At 39.5% G+C, this 15410-nt stretch carries 13 protein-coding genes; 4 read left to right on the plus strand and 9 right to left on the minus strand.

Annotated elements, in window-relative coordinates; all coding sequences use genetic code 11:
* Positions 1-39: 39 nt before the first annotated feature.
* The 8 genes from DO88_RS13145 to DO88_RS13110 all read right to left on the minus strand — a co-directional run bounded on the left by DO88_RS13145 (position 40) and on the right by DO88_RS13110 (position 8940).
* Positions 40-291, minus strand: coding sequence for a hypothetical protein (locus DO88_RS13145; protein WP_007375295.1), 252 nt, complete (start codon positions 289-291; stop codon positions 40-42).
* Positions 292-317: 26 nt separating this feature from the next.
* The gene (locus DO88_RS13140) at positions 318-1154 is read right to left on the minus strand and encodes a peptidoglycan binding protein CsiV (RefSeq protein ID WP_033038431.1); all 837 of its coding nucleotides are present in this window, start codon (positions 1152-1154) and stop codon (positions 318-320) included.
* Positions 1154-4627, minus strand: coding sequence for a transcription-repair coupling factor (gene mfd / locus DO88_RS13135; protein ID WP_033038432.1), 3474 nt, complete (start codon positions 4625-4627; stop codon positions 1154-1156). The genes DO88_RS13140 and mfd overlap by 1 nt, the downstream gene beginning before the upstream one ends.
* Before the next feature lie 59 nt (positions 4628-4686).
* On the minus strand, positions 4687-5580 hold the full coding sequence (locus tag DO88_RS13130; RefSeq protein ID WP_033038434.1) for a carbon-nitrogen hydrolase: 894 nt from the start codon (positions 5578-5580) through the stop codon (positions 4687-4689).
* Positions 5577-6632: an agmatine deiminase family protein gene (locus DO88_RS13125; RefSeq protein ID WP_033038436.1), complete on the minus strand. Its 1056-nt coding sequence runs from the start codon at positions 6630-6632 to the stop codon at positions 5577-5579. The genes DO88_RS13130 and DO88_RS13125 overlap by 4 nt, the downstream gene beginning before the upstream one ends.
* 57 nt (positions 6633-6689) lie before the next feature.
* Positions 6690-7298 (minus strand): PilZ domain-containing protein, encoded by a 609-nt coding sequence (locus DO88_RS13120; RefSeq protein ID WP_033038446.1) that lies wholly within the window; start codon positions 7296-7298, stop codon positions 6690-6692.
* A gap of 224 nt (positions 7299-7522) precedes the next feature.
* Entirely contained in the window at positions 7523-8290 is a 768-nt protein-coding gene (locus DO88_RS13115) for a haloacid dehalogenase type II (protein ID WP_033038438.1), read from the minus strand.
* On the minus strand, positions 8290-8940 hold the full coding sequence (locus DO88_RS13110; RefSeq protein WP_033038440.1) for a peroxiredoxin-like family protein: 651 nt from the start codon (positions 8938-8940) through the stop codon (positions 8290-8292). Before DO88_RS13110 ends, DO88_RS13115 begins: the two co-directional genes overlap by 1 nt.
* Before the next feature lie 121 nt (positions 8941-9061).
* Here DO88_RS13110 and DO88_RS13105 point away from each other — a divergent pair, with 121 nt between their 5' ends.
* Complete coding sequence (locus DO88_RS13105) at positions 9062-9949, plus strand: LysR family transcriptional regulator (RefSeq protein ID WP_033038443.1); 888 nt, start codon at positions 9062-9064, stop codon at positions 9947-9949.
* Here the strand turns inward: DO88_RS13105 and DO88_RS13100 are convergent.
* Positions 9929-10444, minus strand: a complete 516-nt coding sequence (locus DO88_RS13100) for a DUF2937 family protein (protein ID WP_007375286.1) — start codon at positions 10442-10444, stop codon at positions 9929-9931. The two genes, DO88_RS13105 and DO88_RS13100, sit on opposite strands and share 21 nt — an antisense overlap.
* A gap of 118 nt (positions 10445-10562) precedes the next feature.
* Between DO88_RS13100 and DO88_RS13095 the strand changes: the two genes are divergently transcribed.
* From DO88_RS13095 to DO88_RS13085, 3 genes are read left to right on the plus strand one after another with little or no spacing between them, the layout of a single operon-like run.
* The gene (locus DO88_RS13095) at positions 10563-11135 is read left to right on the plus strand and encodes a sigma-70 family RNA polymerase sigma factor (protein ID WP_008139190.1); all 573 of its coding nucleotides are present in this window, start codon (positions 10563-10565) and stop codon (positions 11133-11135) included.
* Positions 11132-12208 (plus strand): FecR family protein, encoded by a 1077-nt coding sequence (locus DO88_RS13090; RefSeq protein ID WP_007375284.1) that lies wholly within the window; start codon positions 11132-11134, stop codon positions 12206-12208. The genes DO88_RS13095 and DO88_RS13090 overlap by 4 nt, the downstream gene beginning before the upstream one ends.
* Before the next feature lie 9 nt (positions 12209-12217).
* Complete coding sequence (locus DO88_RS13085) at positions 12218-15253, plus strand: TonB-dependent receptor plug domain-containing protein (protein ID WP_033038445.1); 3036 nt, start codon at positions 12218-12220, stop codon at positions 15251-15253.
* Positions 15254-15410: the final 157 nt, after the last annotated feature.

The raw sequence follows: 15410 nt of genomic DNA on the forward strand, positions 1-15410 counted from the left end.
CAGACTTAAATCTGCCCTCCTTTTTCTATAAGTATACGTCTATTTAGTTAAACCGTGCTTACTGTATAAAGTTACTTTATCTGATACTAATGTGATTTCTATATTTTTAGTCTCATCACCCCAAACGCAATTAGTATGAAGTGTTTTTTCTACACAGTTATCCGCACTACCTAATAGTGTTTCTACTTCAGTTTTATCCATTCCGATTTCTATTTTTTCGTAATTCTCTAAGCTTACTTTTGAACAAGCTGCAAGGCTAAGTGTAGCCACAATAATGAGGAGTTTTTTCATTGTTATTTCCTATTTGGTAAATACGATTAATGATTAAATTTTCTTATTTGTACAATCATTCCCATACGAGGATGATCAAAGTAATGAATCTCGCTGCTTATCACACGTCTAAACTGTGAAAAGCGGGCTGATTCTATGTCGCCATTTTCTAGCTTTTGACTGATATCAAAATCGGCTGTTATGTAGAGATAATGACGTAGATGGATTTTAAATAAGCCCTCTAATTCCCAATTAACGTTTAGTTTATCTGGATCGTTAAATAGCTTAGGTTGGGAGTTTAGTAAGCTGATAAAATCGGGGTTTGAGTAGCTAGGAATGGTGTTTATGTTATTTCTTATATGTTTACCTGCAATTAAGCGCACGCTTGGTGCACGGGACTTACTCGCTTCTTCAAAGCGCCAACCAGTATGCAGAATAGGTGTTAATCCTTTTCGTACAAGCTCTGTGTATTGAGTTTTAAACTGTAATTGTTCAGGTGATAAGAGGTAGGTTTGTTCCATAGTTTCTTGCGTTTCAGCAATTGGCGTTACCGGGAGTTCATCGTAGCTTTGTATATAGTCAATACTATCGTCACACACATTCGACTGTGGATTTAGATTAACTAAAGAGTCGGTAAATGAGCGTTTTTGAAAACGAACGTCACCATCAATACACGCTTGCATTGCTTGCTCTTTATAAAGAGGTGTTAGTAAGTCTAGGGTGTTCTTATCTTCGATAGCTTTGTGTTTAAGGCTAAAGTCTTCTTGTAAGTAAGGGGCGGGGAGTTGTTTAAATACAAGCACCTCAACCTCAAACCAACGCTCTGCAAATGCAGTGCTGCTAAATAAGCAGCATAAAACAACAAGCGATTTTTTTAGCAACATTAATGGCTAACCTTTTTTTCGAAATCTGCAATCATTGCAGTGACCATTTTTAAGCGTTCGCGGGCATTTGCCTCACTAATTGCAAAGCGCAGTTTATTTGCGCCATCCATTTTGTACACCTTAGGCGCACTTTGTATCAAGCCAATGATGAAGCTAGGGTTAACCTTGGTATCTTGGCTAAACTCAAAGTAACCGCCTTTAGGGTTCGCTTCAATTTTTGTAATGCCTAAATTACTGGCTTGCATTTTAAGTTGCTGCAGGCTAAATAAGTTTTTAGCAGCATCAGGCAGTAAACCAAAACGGTCTATCAGCTCGACCTGTAGTTCATCCATATCATCAAGGTTAGCACAACTAGCAACGCGCTTGTACATACCTAAGCGTGCATTTACATCGTGTATGTAGTCATCAGGTAATAATGCAGCCAGTTTTAAATCTACTTCGGTTTGTTTTTGAAGTAGGTTTTCAAGCGTTGGTTCTTTACCTTCGCGCAGCGCATTTACTGCTTGTTCGAGCATTTCCATATACAAACTAAAGCCGATGGTTTGCATTTGACCTGATTGATCATCGCCAAGTAACTCACCCGCACCACGTATTTCTAAATCGTGTGTAGCGAGGGCAAAACCTGCACCTAAATCTTCTAACGATTCGATTGCTTGTAAGCGTTTGCTCGCATCTTTAGAAAGCGCTTTAGGGTCACCTGTTAGTAGGTAGGCATACGCTTGATGGTGGCTTCGACCCACTCGCCCACGTAATTGGTGTAATTGCGCAAGGCCGAGTTTATCTGCTCTATCCATAATAATGGTATTGGCCGTAGGTACATCGATACCTGTTTCGATAATTGTGGTACATACCAGCACGTTGTATTTTTGATGATAAAAGTCAGTCATTATTTGCTCAAGCTCTTGCTCGCGCATTTGGCCATGAGCTGTAGTCACACTCGCTTCCGGCACCCATTCACTAATTTCTTGTGCAACACGCTCAATAGTTTCTACATTGTTATGCAAAAAGTAAACTTGGCCACCGCGTTTAATTTCTCGCAGTACTGCTTCGCGTATTAGTTCTACATCGCGTTGACGCACAAAGGTTTTTACCGCTAAACGTTTAGCAGGCGGCGTTGCGATTATTGATAAATCGCGCATGCCGCTCATGGCCATGTTAAGTGTACGAGGTATTGGCGTTGCAGTCAGTGTGAGTATGTCTACGTCAGCGCGCAGTGCTTTAATTTTCTCTTTTTGGCGAACACCAAAGCGATGCTCTTCATCCACAATTAACAAGCCTAAATCGTTAAACTTAATGTCATGTTGAATAAGTTTATGCGTACCAATAACTATATCGAGCTTACCGTTGGCCATTTTCTCAAGCGTGTCTTTTTGCTCTTTAGTGGAGTTAAAACGCGAAAGTACACCTACTTCAATAGGAAAATCAGCAAAGCGGTCTTTAAAGTTTTCATAGTGTTGTTGAGCCAGCAGGGTGGTGGGCACTAAAATAGCTACCTGCTTATCATCGTTAACTGCTACAAAAGCAGCGCGCATGGCCACTTCTGTTTTACCAAAGCCTACGTCACCACACACTAAGCGGTCCATGGCTTGTTTTGATTGCATATCGCCTAACACTGCTTCTATGGCGTTGCGCTGATCGTCTGTTTCTTCAAACGGGAAGCTATCGCTAAATTGGCGATATGCAGGGGCGTCTAGGGTAAATTTATTACCAGGTTTTGCTTGGCGCTGTGCATAAATGTCGAGTAATTCTGCTGCTACATCACGAACTTTTTCAGCCGCACGTTTTTTTGCTTTTTCCCATGCATCTGAGCCAAGCTTATGTAGCGGGGCGCTAGCTTCTTCACCGCCAGAGTAACGACTAAGCATATGCAATGCAGATACTGGCACGTAAAGTTTAGCTTCACTTGCGTAAGTAATTGTTACAAATTCAGTAACTACACCTGCAGCATCAATTGTTTGCAAACCCTGATAACGGCCAACACCATGATCGAGATGCACAACAGGTTGGCCTTCCTTAAGCTCAGCTAAATTACGGATTAGCGCATCTTGGCTGGCTTCGTACTTGTGCTTGCGGCGTCTGCGCTGAGATACTTTTATACCAAGCAGTTCTTGCTCGGTAATAATAGAAAGGCTTGGTTTAGTACCAAGTACTACACTTTGCTCAAGCGGACTTACTATTAAGCCTACGTCACTCGCGCTTTTTGTAAATTGTTCGAGTGTTTCAAATTCTTTAAATTTTAAACCGCTTGGTTTTAAAATGCTCAGCAATGATTCACGACGACCATCTGATTCAACACTGAGTAATATACGGCCTTTTTTCTTTTTTTGTTCTGCTACATAATTTATAAACGCGCCATAAGGTTCATGCTGTTTATGGTCTATTCGAATTGCTGGCAGCTCGCTAACGCTTAAGTTTTTATTACCTGCTTTAGTGCCAAGCTTTGCAAGGGATAATCTAATACGTGCAAAATTGCCTAAATTAGAAAACAGCTCTTCAATAGGCTGATAAAGCGCATTAGGTTCAAGTAATGGACGAAGTGGGTCAACTCTGCGGTTTTCATAGCGTACATTTACATCGTGCCAAAAGTTATCTGCCGCATGCTCTAAATCACCCAGCTGCATAACAGTTGTTGTATCTGGCAGGTAGTCAAAAATAGTCGCGAGCTTTTCAAAAAATAATGGCATGTAGTATTCAATACCTGCAGGCCAGTTACCTTTGCTTACTTGCATGTATACTGAGTCTTGCTGCGAGCTTGCGCCAAATTTTTCACGGTAGCTTATTCTAAAACGTTCAATATCAGCGTCGTTAGTAGGAAATTCATGCGCTGGAAGTAGCTCAATTTTATCTACTTTTTCATCAGAACGCTGCGTTTCTACATCAAATAAGCGAATGGTATCGAGTTCGTCATCAAAAAAGTCGAGTCTAAATGGGTGCGGGCTACCCATTGGGTATAAGTCAACGATAGAGCCGCGTATAGCGTATTCGCCGTGCTCCATTACTTGTTGAACATTTAAATAACCAGCTTGCTCTAAGTTGTCACGAAAGTTATGTGTGTCTAGCTTTTCGCCCACTTTAAAGTTTATTGTTGAACCGTAAATAAACGAGACTGGGGCTGTGCGCAACATTAAGGTAGATACAGGCACAATTAACACACTTTGTTGTTCTTTTTTTAAGGTATTTAAAGTGGCTAAACGGGCTGAAATAATATCTTGATGGGGAGAAAAGTGATCGTATGGCAGAGTTTCCCAATCAGGAAATACCATGACTGGGTTATCGGGTAATAAATATTCTAATTCTGTTTCAAGGCGAAGTGCGCTTGGTGTATCAGGCGTAACAATCAAGACTAAGTTGTCTTGTTGTTTAACGCCTTCAGCAATGGCAATACTTAAACCACTTCCGCTTAGCTGGCCCCATTGAATTTTATCTTTTTGAGATTTTACCCAAGGCAAGGCTGCCCATTGCTCAAACGCCATTTATTACTCCATTTATAGTTGGCTCTTAGCAAGTAAGAGCCATCTTGAGTTAAGTTTACTTAGTCTCGGTATATTTTTGTTAGGTCTTTATAGTGATCAATTCGTCGGTCACGCAAGAAAGGCCAGATACGTCTTACGTTTTCTGAGCGTTTTTGATCAATTTCTACTACTAAAATTTGCTCATCAGTATTATTCGCCTCTGCTAATAGTTCACCTTGTGGGCCTGCAATGAACGAATTTCCCCAAAACGAAATACCATCGCTTTGTCCGCTTGGGTCACTTTCATGGCCTACGCGATTACAACTAATTACCGGCACACCATTGGCAACAGCATGAGCACGCTGGCTAATAACCCACGCATCTTTTTGACGAGTTTGCTCAGCAATGTTGTCGTTAGGATCCCAACCGATAGCGGTTGGGTAAATTAATATCTCAGCGCCTGCCATTGCCATTAAACGTGCAGCTTCAGGAAACCATTGATCCCAACATACTAGCACGCCTAATTTACCCACCGATGTTTGAATAGGCTCAAAACCGATATCACCTGGGGTAAAGTAAAATTTTTCGTAAAAACCTGGGTCATCAGGAATATGCATTTTACGGTATTTACCCGCAATGCTGCCGTCTTTCTCTAATACAACCGCAGTATTGTGATAAAGGCCCGTAGCGCGTTTTTCAAATAAAGAGGCTACAATAACAATGCCTAGCTCTTTAGCAAGCTCACCTAAGGCATTACTGCTAGGGCCTGGAATGGTTTCGGCTAAATCAAATACGTCAACATTTTCGGTTTGGCAAAAATAGAGGCTTCGGTGTAGCTCTTGAAGTACAACCAGTTTTGCACCTTTTTGAGCGGCTTCACGAATGGCACTCATTGATTTTGCCATATTGTCCTGAGCGTTATCGGTATTGCTTTGTTGCACTAACGCAACGGTTAATTTTGCAGGGCTTGTCATTGTGCTGCTCCAGCTAAAAATCCACGAGGTAATTGCATTGTAATACAGTGCAGGCTGCCAAATTGTTCAATTATTGGTTGGCAATTAACGGCAATAATAGTGTGTTGTGGGTATGCTTTTTGAACTTGCGCAAGAGCACGCTCATCATTGGCATCATTATACGTTGGCACAAGCACAGCATTATTAATAATTAAGTAGTTAGCGTAGGTAGCCGGTAAGCGTGTTTGCTCATCGTCATAAGCGGCTTTTGGCCACGGTAACTCAATTAAGTTATATGGGGTGTTATCGGCAGTTTTAAAGGTTTTTAGTTGTTTTTCCATCGCATCAAGTGCGCTAAAGTGCTCATCAGTTTTATCGTCACACTGCACATATACAAGGGTATTATTTGGAGCAAAACGCACTAAAGTATCAATGTGGCTGTCGGTGTCATCGCCCGCTAAATAGCCATGTTCAACCCATAAAAAACTGGTCGCGCCCAAGTGCTCTTTTAAAAGTGCTTCAATATCATTTGGGTTTAAATCAGGGTTACGGTTTTTATTAAGCAAACATTCGCTGGTTGTTAGCAACACACCGTGCTCGTTTATTTCAATACCGCCACCTTCAAGTACCATATCAAGCGCTTGATATTGGTTGTTTGTGCTACTTAGCTCTTTTACCAAAGTACGATTAATTTGATTGTCTAATGCGCTTTTAAATTTATTGCCCCAACCATTAAAAGTAAAATCATATACTTTTAATTGCTCTGGTGAATCAATAGCGGCGCAAGTAAGCGGACCATGATCGCGCGCCCATGTATCGTTAGTAGGCGTTACTACAAAATGAACACGATTAAGAGAGACGTTAGCACTATTTAGTAAAGCTGTAATATGCACTTTTAAGGCACTGTTATGCGCCACAATAACAAGCTGTTGCTGCGTTGTTATGTGTTTAGCAAGTTCAATATATACAGGTTCTACACGTGCTAAGTTGTCGGCCCAATCGGTGTCTTTATGAGGCCACGTAAGCATAACGGCGTCTTGCTCGGCCCATTCTGGTAAAAGTCTAAAGTTCATGAATTTTATATACTAATTAAGATGACGCTAGTTTAGCATTTTACATAAAGATGTCAGCTAATTATCACTGTTTAGGTCGCCTTGGTTTGGTTCAAGTTCTTGACGTTTTTTAAGTTGGCGGGTTTGAGCATGTAAACTCGCTCTAACAATAAGTTCTTGGTCGGTGGTTCTAATTGCGGTAAAAAGCAGGGTGTATTGGTAATGTTCACTATCTTGTTTCTCTACTGCTACAACTTCAGTATAACAGTACACAGCAGATGCTTCGTGATGTAAAAACAGTTTTGTTCTAAATGCTTGGCCAATTGAGTGTACTTCTGGTGATGTAAAGCGAATACCGCCACCGCCATAGCTGTCACATTGGATTGCGTTATCTTGGGCTTGTTCTGAGGCCAAAATATGGCTCATTATTAAATCTATTTTACGTGACTGTGCTTGTAAAAAAGCGGCTAACTCTTGTGCTATATCGCCTAAGTTACGCAGAGGACGCAAAGAGCTTTGTTCGAGTTCACTGACTTCGTTGGCTAATTTAAATAATGGAGGAATATCGTCTTCAAGCTCAAGTTGTGACTTAGGGACTTGCTTATTTGTCACAGCTAATAAATTCACTCTAATACTTTCATTAATTTGAAAGTATTGCTCAAACTCACCTAATCTTTGACTTTTCATTACACTCTCCACCACGTATTTAGTTAATAGTAGCGTTGTGAGTACTAAATTGCTAGCAGATAAAATAACGCATAGCGGGCTAAATACTTTGTTTACATTCAATTTTTTAACATGCTGATTATGAGAATAAATACCGTAAAGTTCAACACGCTCTAGGAGTTATAAAAAAGCGGCCAATGTCATCCTAACATTGGCCGCTTGGGTATTGATTCATCAGCGCATACTTATTTAAGTAGAGCGGCTAATTCATGTAAATCTTTCACAACGTGATCTGGTTTTTTAGCTAATGGATAAAGTGCTTTACCCGGGCGTGCTATAAAAGTGGTTTGCAAACCCGCTTCTTTAGCACCAGCAACATCCCAGCCATGGGCTGCTACCATCATTGCTTCATTTGGAGCTACATTTAACTTTTTAAGTACCCACTCATACGCACGTAAGTCTGGTTTGTAAATTTTAATATCTTCAATGCTGTAACGTGCATCAAAGTAAGATATTAAACCAGCGCTTTCAAACTGTGCCTTTACACCTTTGTTTGAAGAATTTGTAAGGCTCACTAATTTATAGCCCTGTGCTTTGAGTTTCGCCAGTCCTTCTTTAACATCGCTGTGTGGAGGAAGCGTTAAAAGAGGTGTAACAATAGCTGTTTTAGCTTGTTCACTAGTAATATCAATATTGTTGTTTTGAGCGACCATGAGGAGTGACGCCACGCCAATTTGCCCAAAGTCATGATAACTACCACTTACAGTATCTACTAGTGAATGGTGTAGCATAGTTGAAAACCACAGTGGTAGTAAATCTTCACGTCCGCCTAATGCTTTACCAATAGAGGTGCGCATTGACGTTAAATCAAGTAGGGTTTCGTTTACATCAAAAATAAGCACTTTAGGTTTTGCTTGTTCTTTTGGTTCATCAGCTACGGCGTAACCAGATACAAGGCTTGTGCCCACAAGTAGTGAAAGAGTGAGTGTTTTTAACGATTTTAAAATAGACATTAATTATTCTCCGATTCAAGTGCTGCCATAACATCAATAGGTTCTGCGCGTAGGGTGTAATCTTCGCTTAAAAATGCGTATGTAATAACACCTTCTTGGTTTATTACATAGGTAGCCGGTAGCGGCAATTTAAAGCTTTTATCGCCGTAGTAGTGTTCAAAATCAATACCAAATTGCGTATATAACGCTTGGATACGCTCATCAAGTGTAAATAATAAACCAAATTGCTCAGCTACTTTATTGCTCACATCGCAAAGCACGTCAAATTCAAGGTTGTTTTTTTGTGCAGTTGAGAGAGTCTCATCAGGAAGTTGTGGTGATATTGCGACTAACTGAGCACTTTGAGTTTTAAATTGTGGTAAGTAGTCGTTAAGTGCTTTTAGCTCTAAATTACAATATGGGCACCAGCCACCACGATAAAAGCTAATAATTACTGGGCCTTTTTTTAATAAATCCGCAAGCTCAACGTTTTCGCCGTTATGGTTGGCTAAGCTAAAATTTTCTACTTTTTGACCAATTTGCAACGCATTGTCTTTAATATGCTGTGCAATAAGCTCTTCGTTTGTAGTGTTCATTAATGCTAAAACGTCAGCTGGTAACTTGGCCTCTTTTTGTACGTTATAGGCATCTATTTGCGCTTTTAAACTCATGATTGAACCTCAATAATTAAACTATCTACAATTATAGTGTTCCAGTTATTTAAATAAACATTGCAAAACTGAAAGCTTCATTCGAAAATGTTAAACATTGAAAATAGAGATTGGCAAGTTTGTGTATAATTTGAGCGACCTAGAAACATTTATAGCTGTAGTTGAAAACAAGGGAGTACTTGCTGCTGCCCGCGAGCAGCGTTTATCGCCTGCAACAGTGAGCCATCGCTTAAGTAAACTAGAACGAGAGCTTGCTACAGTGCTTGTTTTTAGAGATAGCAGACGAGTACGCCTATCTCCGGCAGGTGAAATATTTTACACCCGAGTTGGCGCCATAATAGAAGCTTTACGCGATGCTGAGCATAGTATTGGTGCGCGTAGCTCATCGGTAAGTGGCTTACTAAGAGTGACAATGCCCCCATGGGTTTTTTCAAAATACGTAATGCCTAAACTCAATGAGTTTGAGCAAGCTTACCCTGAACTAAAGCTTGATTTTTTAATAACGGATCATTTTGTAAATGTGGTTGATGACGCTCAAGATGTTGCAATTAGGGTGGGAAAATTAAATGACTCAGGATTACTTTCTCGTAAAATCGTAAACAATAGTCGCATACTGTGTGCAGCCCCTAGCTATATAGAAAAGTACGGCATGCCTGAAAATTTAACGCAATTGAGTGAACATTATTGGGTTTGCCTGCCGTGGCAACGCCAGTTAAAGCTTTTTGACGAACACAAAAAAATCCATACCTTTAATGCTAAAACACGTTTTACTATTTCAAACTCCGATAATATGACACAAGCTGCTATTGCAGGTCATGGTATCGCTATTAAGTCAAAAATAGCGATTAATGAAGATCTTAAAAACGGTATTTTGGTTGAAGTAATGCCAGGTGTAATGGCACAAGATGATGCACCGGTTTGGTTTTTACGTCCGCAAAATAGTTTAACAACCCGTAAAACCGATGTATTTTATGAGTTTATGAAATCACTATTTTTGAGCTGCGAATAAGCGTTTAAATGAGCGTTTTACTCCAGTTAAAAACAAATAACCAGTAAGCTCTGCAAGCAAGGCTACTATTATGGCTGCAACAATGGCGGCTATAATAGAGTCTTTTTTTAAAATGATTTGACCTTCAAAGCGTTGCCATACTTGTTGCTTTATATCGCTCATGCCACTGATCATAGTAAATATATACGGAGATTTCTCAAACCTATTTACGGCTATCTGTAAATCTTGCTGTCGTTCGTAAAGAGTACTGATATTACTTGCCCCTTTGTTCACAATTTCATCATCAATATTTTGATAGTGTTTTATTAGCTTATTTAAATCATTATTGAAATACTTAGTTGCGTCGCTTTTAAAAGGCGCAACGGCATTATTAGCTTCAATTAATTGGGCTGATAGTGCTTGCCCAAAATCACTCACAAATGCAGGTATTTGCACACCTAGAAGTAAACCACACGCAAAAAAACTTAATCGTATATAGTCTAAAAGTTTACTCATAAACTTTCCTTTTTAAAAACAATACATATAAATAACCCAAAGTTAACATTTTGCTTGTTTTTATGCTCAAAACTCGTAATCTAAAGGTAATAAAAATAACAACAGGTGCTAGTTAAGGATGACGAAAAAAATAACGTTTACGTCAACATTTGTTGATATTTCAAGTCAACTTAAGCGCTTTGTCTCTCGAATAGTTCAGCCCGATGACGTAGAAGACATTGTGCAAGAAACATTTGTAAAAAGCTATGAAGCTGACTTAAAGCAAGATATTCAATTTACTCGCAGTTATATGCTTAAAACAGCAAAGCATTTAGCACTTAATCATATTGCTAAATGGGATAATAAATTTAACGAATCCCTTGAGCAAGACAGTGAGTTGCCTGTATTACTTAAATCAATGCAGCTAGAAGATGAATACACATCTAAAGAGCGCTTTTTACTTTTTTGTAAAGCCACAGAGCAATTAAGTGTATCAATTCGTAAATGTTTTATATTAAAAAAAGTATACGGCATGAGCCAAAAAGAGATAGCGAGCGAGATGCAATTAAGTCAAAGTACGGTTGAAAAGCACATTGCCAAAGGATTACTACAGACTATGTTGTATATGCGAGAGCATGACAAAACCCACGAACTTCCTGATGCAAGTATTATGTCAGTGCAATCGTTACCCCTAGAGAGGGTTTCAAAATGAGCAACGTACATCAATTTACCTCAAAAGATTTAATTCTCGAAAAAGCCTGTAATTGGATAAGTGCAATAGATCGCGGCTTAAGTGCTGACGAAAAAGAGCAATTTAAATTGTGGATGATGCAAAGCACTGCTCATCAAGATGCTGTATATGAACTTGCTCAGCTTTGGGATGAAATATCTGTTTTAAACGAATTAAGTCATTTATTCCCGCACCGTAGTAGCAAACAGTCTAAAAATAGATGGATGTTTTCTTACTCGATTGCAGCCAGTTTATTTGCGGCATTAATGGTGTGTAGCTATTTACTGATCAATTTAGAAAATGGTTATAACCAAGAACTTGCTAAAGTTAATTATACTAAAATTTATAAAACGAAAGTAGGTGAGCAAGCTACTTATGTTTTACCCGATGGAACGATTGTTCAGTTAAATACCAATAGTTTACTTGAAGTTGCTTACAGCAAAGGGCGCAGGCAGCTATTACTCAGTCGTGGAGAAGGGCGATTTAATGTGGCTAAAGATACGACGCGTCCGTTCAGTGTTATGGCTGGTGATAAAAGCTTTACCGCGTTAGGCACGGTATTTAATGTGCAACGCAATACTTCATCAGATTTAGAACTTGTGGTTACCGAAGGTAAAGTGATGATCACCGACCCAAGTGTTGCTGTAGATGCTAATGATTTTAAAGCATATCAACTTGCTGATAATAGTACGCAAAAAATTCGCAAAATTAATGCAAATATTGTTACTTCGGGCGAGAAAGCGATTATTGAGCAAAGTATAACAAAGCCGATAACGCAACTTTCTGCGGGCGATGTTCAGCGCGATTTAGCATGGCAAAATGGTATGTTAATTTTCAATGGTGAACAATTAAGCGATGCTTTAAATGAAGTAAGCCGTTATACCGCAACGCGTTTTGAATTGTCGTCAGCTGAACTTGCTAGTATTAAAGTGGCTGGTGTATTTAAAGCCGGCGATGTAGCTGGCTTACTTGAGAGCTTACAAACTAATTTTTCGATTGATCATGAACGCTTAGGCGAGCATGTAGTTAGTCTTAAACGCCATACAGAATCATAAGTAGCAGCTATGCAAATCAAGCTAATGTTAGATAAAGTTGCACCTATAAAGATATCACGTAAAAAAAAGATTAAAAAAAAGAAACAAAACCATAGAGGATTTTTGTTTGTCAGCTGTTTATATAAGTTGCGCAGTAACCATACGTATTTATTGGGTGGTTTAAGTGTGCTTGTCCCCGCTATTTTTAGCATCAGTGTACAAGCCGCGACGCAAACCACTGGGCAAATGGTGCAATTTGATATAAAAGCGCAGCGAGCAGACAAAGCCTTAATTGAATTTGCTAAGCAAACAGAGCAAACCGTGGTGTTTTCTTATGAGTTAGCTAAGCAGTATGATGCAAATTCGGTATATGGATTTTATACCCAACTTGATGCTTTACAGGCATTACTAGGTGGAACTGAGCTCGATGCGGTTGTTGATCAAAATGGATTACTGAGTATAAAACTCAAACAAATCAACAGGAATGATAACAACATGATGAAGCTTTCAGCGGTCAGTGCAGCTATATTACCAGCGTTACTTGCGGCAAATTCGCAAGGTGTGAATGCAGCAGAAGAAGTTGCTCAAGAAAAAATTGAAAAAATTGCTATTGTCGGTAGCCGTGTAGCGGGACGTTCAGTTGAAGATTTACCCGTTCCAGTAGATATTCTAAGTGCAGAAGCGCTTGAAAATACGGGCCAAACAGAAGTTGGCCGTATGTTACAGTCTATTGCCCCTTCATTTAACTTTTCAAGCTCGTCGATTAGTGATGGTACCGATGCATTAAGACCTGCCACACTGCGTGGTTTAGGTCCAGATCAAACGTTAGTGTTGATCAATGGTAAACGTCGCCACCAAGCAAGTATTATTCATATTAATACATCAGTAGGACGTGGTACTGCGGGTACTGACATGAATGCAATACCTGCGTCAGCTATTAAACGTATTGAAGTTCTGCGTGATGGCGCTGCGGCTCAGTATGGTTCTGATGCAATTGCCGGTGTAATTAATATTGTACTTAAAGATGGTAGTGAAGGCGGTAAAGCGGCTATCAATTATGGTCAATATTCAGAAGGTGATGGCGAAACAGTTAACGTCGATTTTAACAAAGGTTTTGCACTAGGCGATGACGGTTATTTAAATGCAACAATTAACTATCGCGACCGTTCACCTACTAACCGTGCTGGTTTACATGGTTCATGCCAATTTTACGGTTGTACAGAATTAAGTGACGGTACTTTACTGGCTGGCGATCCACGAGAAGTGACCGCAGACAGAGATACATTTAGAATTGGTGATGCCGACTCTCAACAGTTTGGTTTAACAATTAACACAGGTTATGAGTTAGGCGATGGCGAGCTTTATGGCTTTATTACTTATTCAACGCGTGATAACGAATCAGCTGCATTTTTCCGTCACAATGCAAATGCGGGTGGCAATCCAGTACTACAAGATAATGATGCGACGATTCCGCTAGGTTTTTTACCAAAAATCAACACAACGATCGATGATATTTCATATAACTTTGGTTATAAGACACAATTTGATAACGATGCTAGCTTAGATTTATCCTACACTTACGGTGAAAACAGCATTGATTACACGACAAGTGACACAATTAATGCTTCATACGCTAATTTTTTACGTTACGACCAAGGCTTAAGTGCAGCTGATATTCGTACAACTATTCCACGTGAAGCATACGCTTATGGCATGGAGCTCTCACTACAAACAATCAATCTTGATTTCACACAAAACTTTGATGATTATTCTTTAGCAATGGGTGCTGAGATTCGTACTGACGAATACCGTATCCTAGAAGGTAATGAATATGCATACCGAGATTATGATACAAACAATGGCGTAAGTATTTACGATGGGTTAAGTGGTGGTGTAGGCAGTGAAGATGCATCTGGTGGCACACAAGGTTTTGGTGGTTCATCTCCAGCATCGTCGGTTGACGAGTCACGCGATGTTATTTCATTTTATATGGATGCAGAAGCCTACTTTATTGAAGATGTTATTATATCTGGCGCACTTCGCTACGATAACTACAAAGGTTTTGGTGATACTGTTAACTTTAAACTAGCGGGTAACTGGTCGGTTACAGATGATATTTCATTACGTGGTGCATTAAGTTCAGGCTTTAGAGCGCCATCTATGCAACAGCTATACTTTAACAATATTAGTACGCAGTTCGTGACAGGCCCTAATGGTACATTAGTTGCTGAGGAAGTAGGGACATTTAGAAATGACTCAACACTTGCACAAAGTTTAGGTATTCCAAAACTCAAAGAAGAGAAATCTCAAAACCGTAGTTTAGGTATCGTTTACAACGTGACAGATAACATCAATTTAACAGTTGATTACTACTCAATTGATATTGACGACCGTATTGTTATTAGTAACCGTTTGGGTAAAGGGCTTTCTTCAAGCTTAGATGCGGCCTTAGTTAGCTCAGGTGCAGGCGCTGGTCAGTTTTTCTTAAATGGTGCAGATACAGAAACTCGTGGTATCGATTTTGTTGCAACATGGAATACAGAAGGCTTAGGCGGTACGCTTGATTTTACACTTGCGGCTAACTTTACTGAAACTGATGTTGTATCGTTATTTACGCCATCAGGTTCTGGTTTAGAAACTGTGCCGGTTGAAGATGTATTCTCGGAACAAGAGATTTCAATCATCGAAGAGTGGCAACCAGAGGATCGCATTAATTTAAGCGCGCTTTATCAACGTGATGACTGGACGGTTAATTTATCACTGAATCGTTTTGGTGAATACACCGTAGAGGATGGTGATAGCCAAACTTATTCGGCAGAAATATTAACGGATGTTAAAGTTAATTACTTCGTAACAGAAGATTTATCTGTGAATATTGGTGCTAATAACCTGTTCGACGTTTACCCAGACAAAAACAAAATTGGTAACTCACGTTCAGGCACAATCGTTGATGCTAACGGTAACACTGTAGTAAGCAGCTCCGGTGTATTTGAATACTCTCGCCGATCAGCTCCATTTGGTTTTAATGGTGCTTATTACTACATAGGCGCAGAATATCGTTTTTAATAAATAACTCTCCTATTGTTATTTAAAGTTGAAGGGCCGCAAGGCCCTTTTTTGTTACTTTAAAGAGTTATCCTATATCTAATACCAACCTGCATAAATCTTTGATCAATTTAACGAATTAAATTGCACTATAACGTCGTTAAAAATTTTTTATTTA

It is taken from the genome of Pseudoalteromonas sp. S3431 (assembly GCF_000690035.1).
Taxonomy (GTDB): domain Bacteria; phylum Pseudomonadota; class Gammaproteobacteria; order Enterobacterales; family Alteromonadaceae; genus Pseudoalteromonas; species Pseudoalteromonas fuliginea.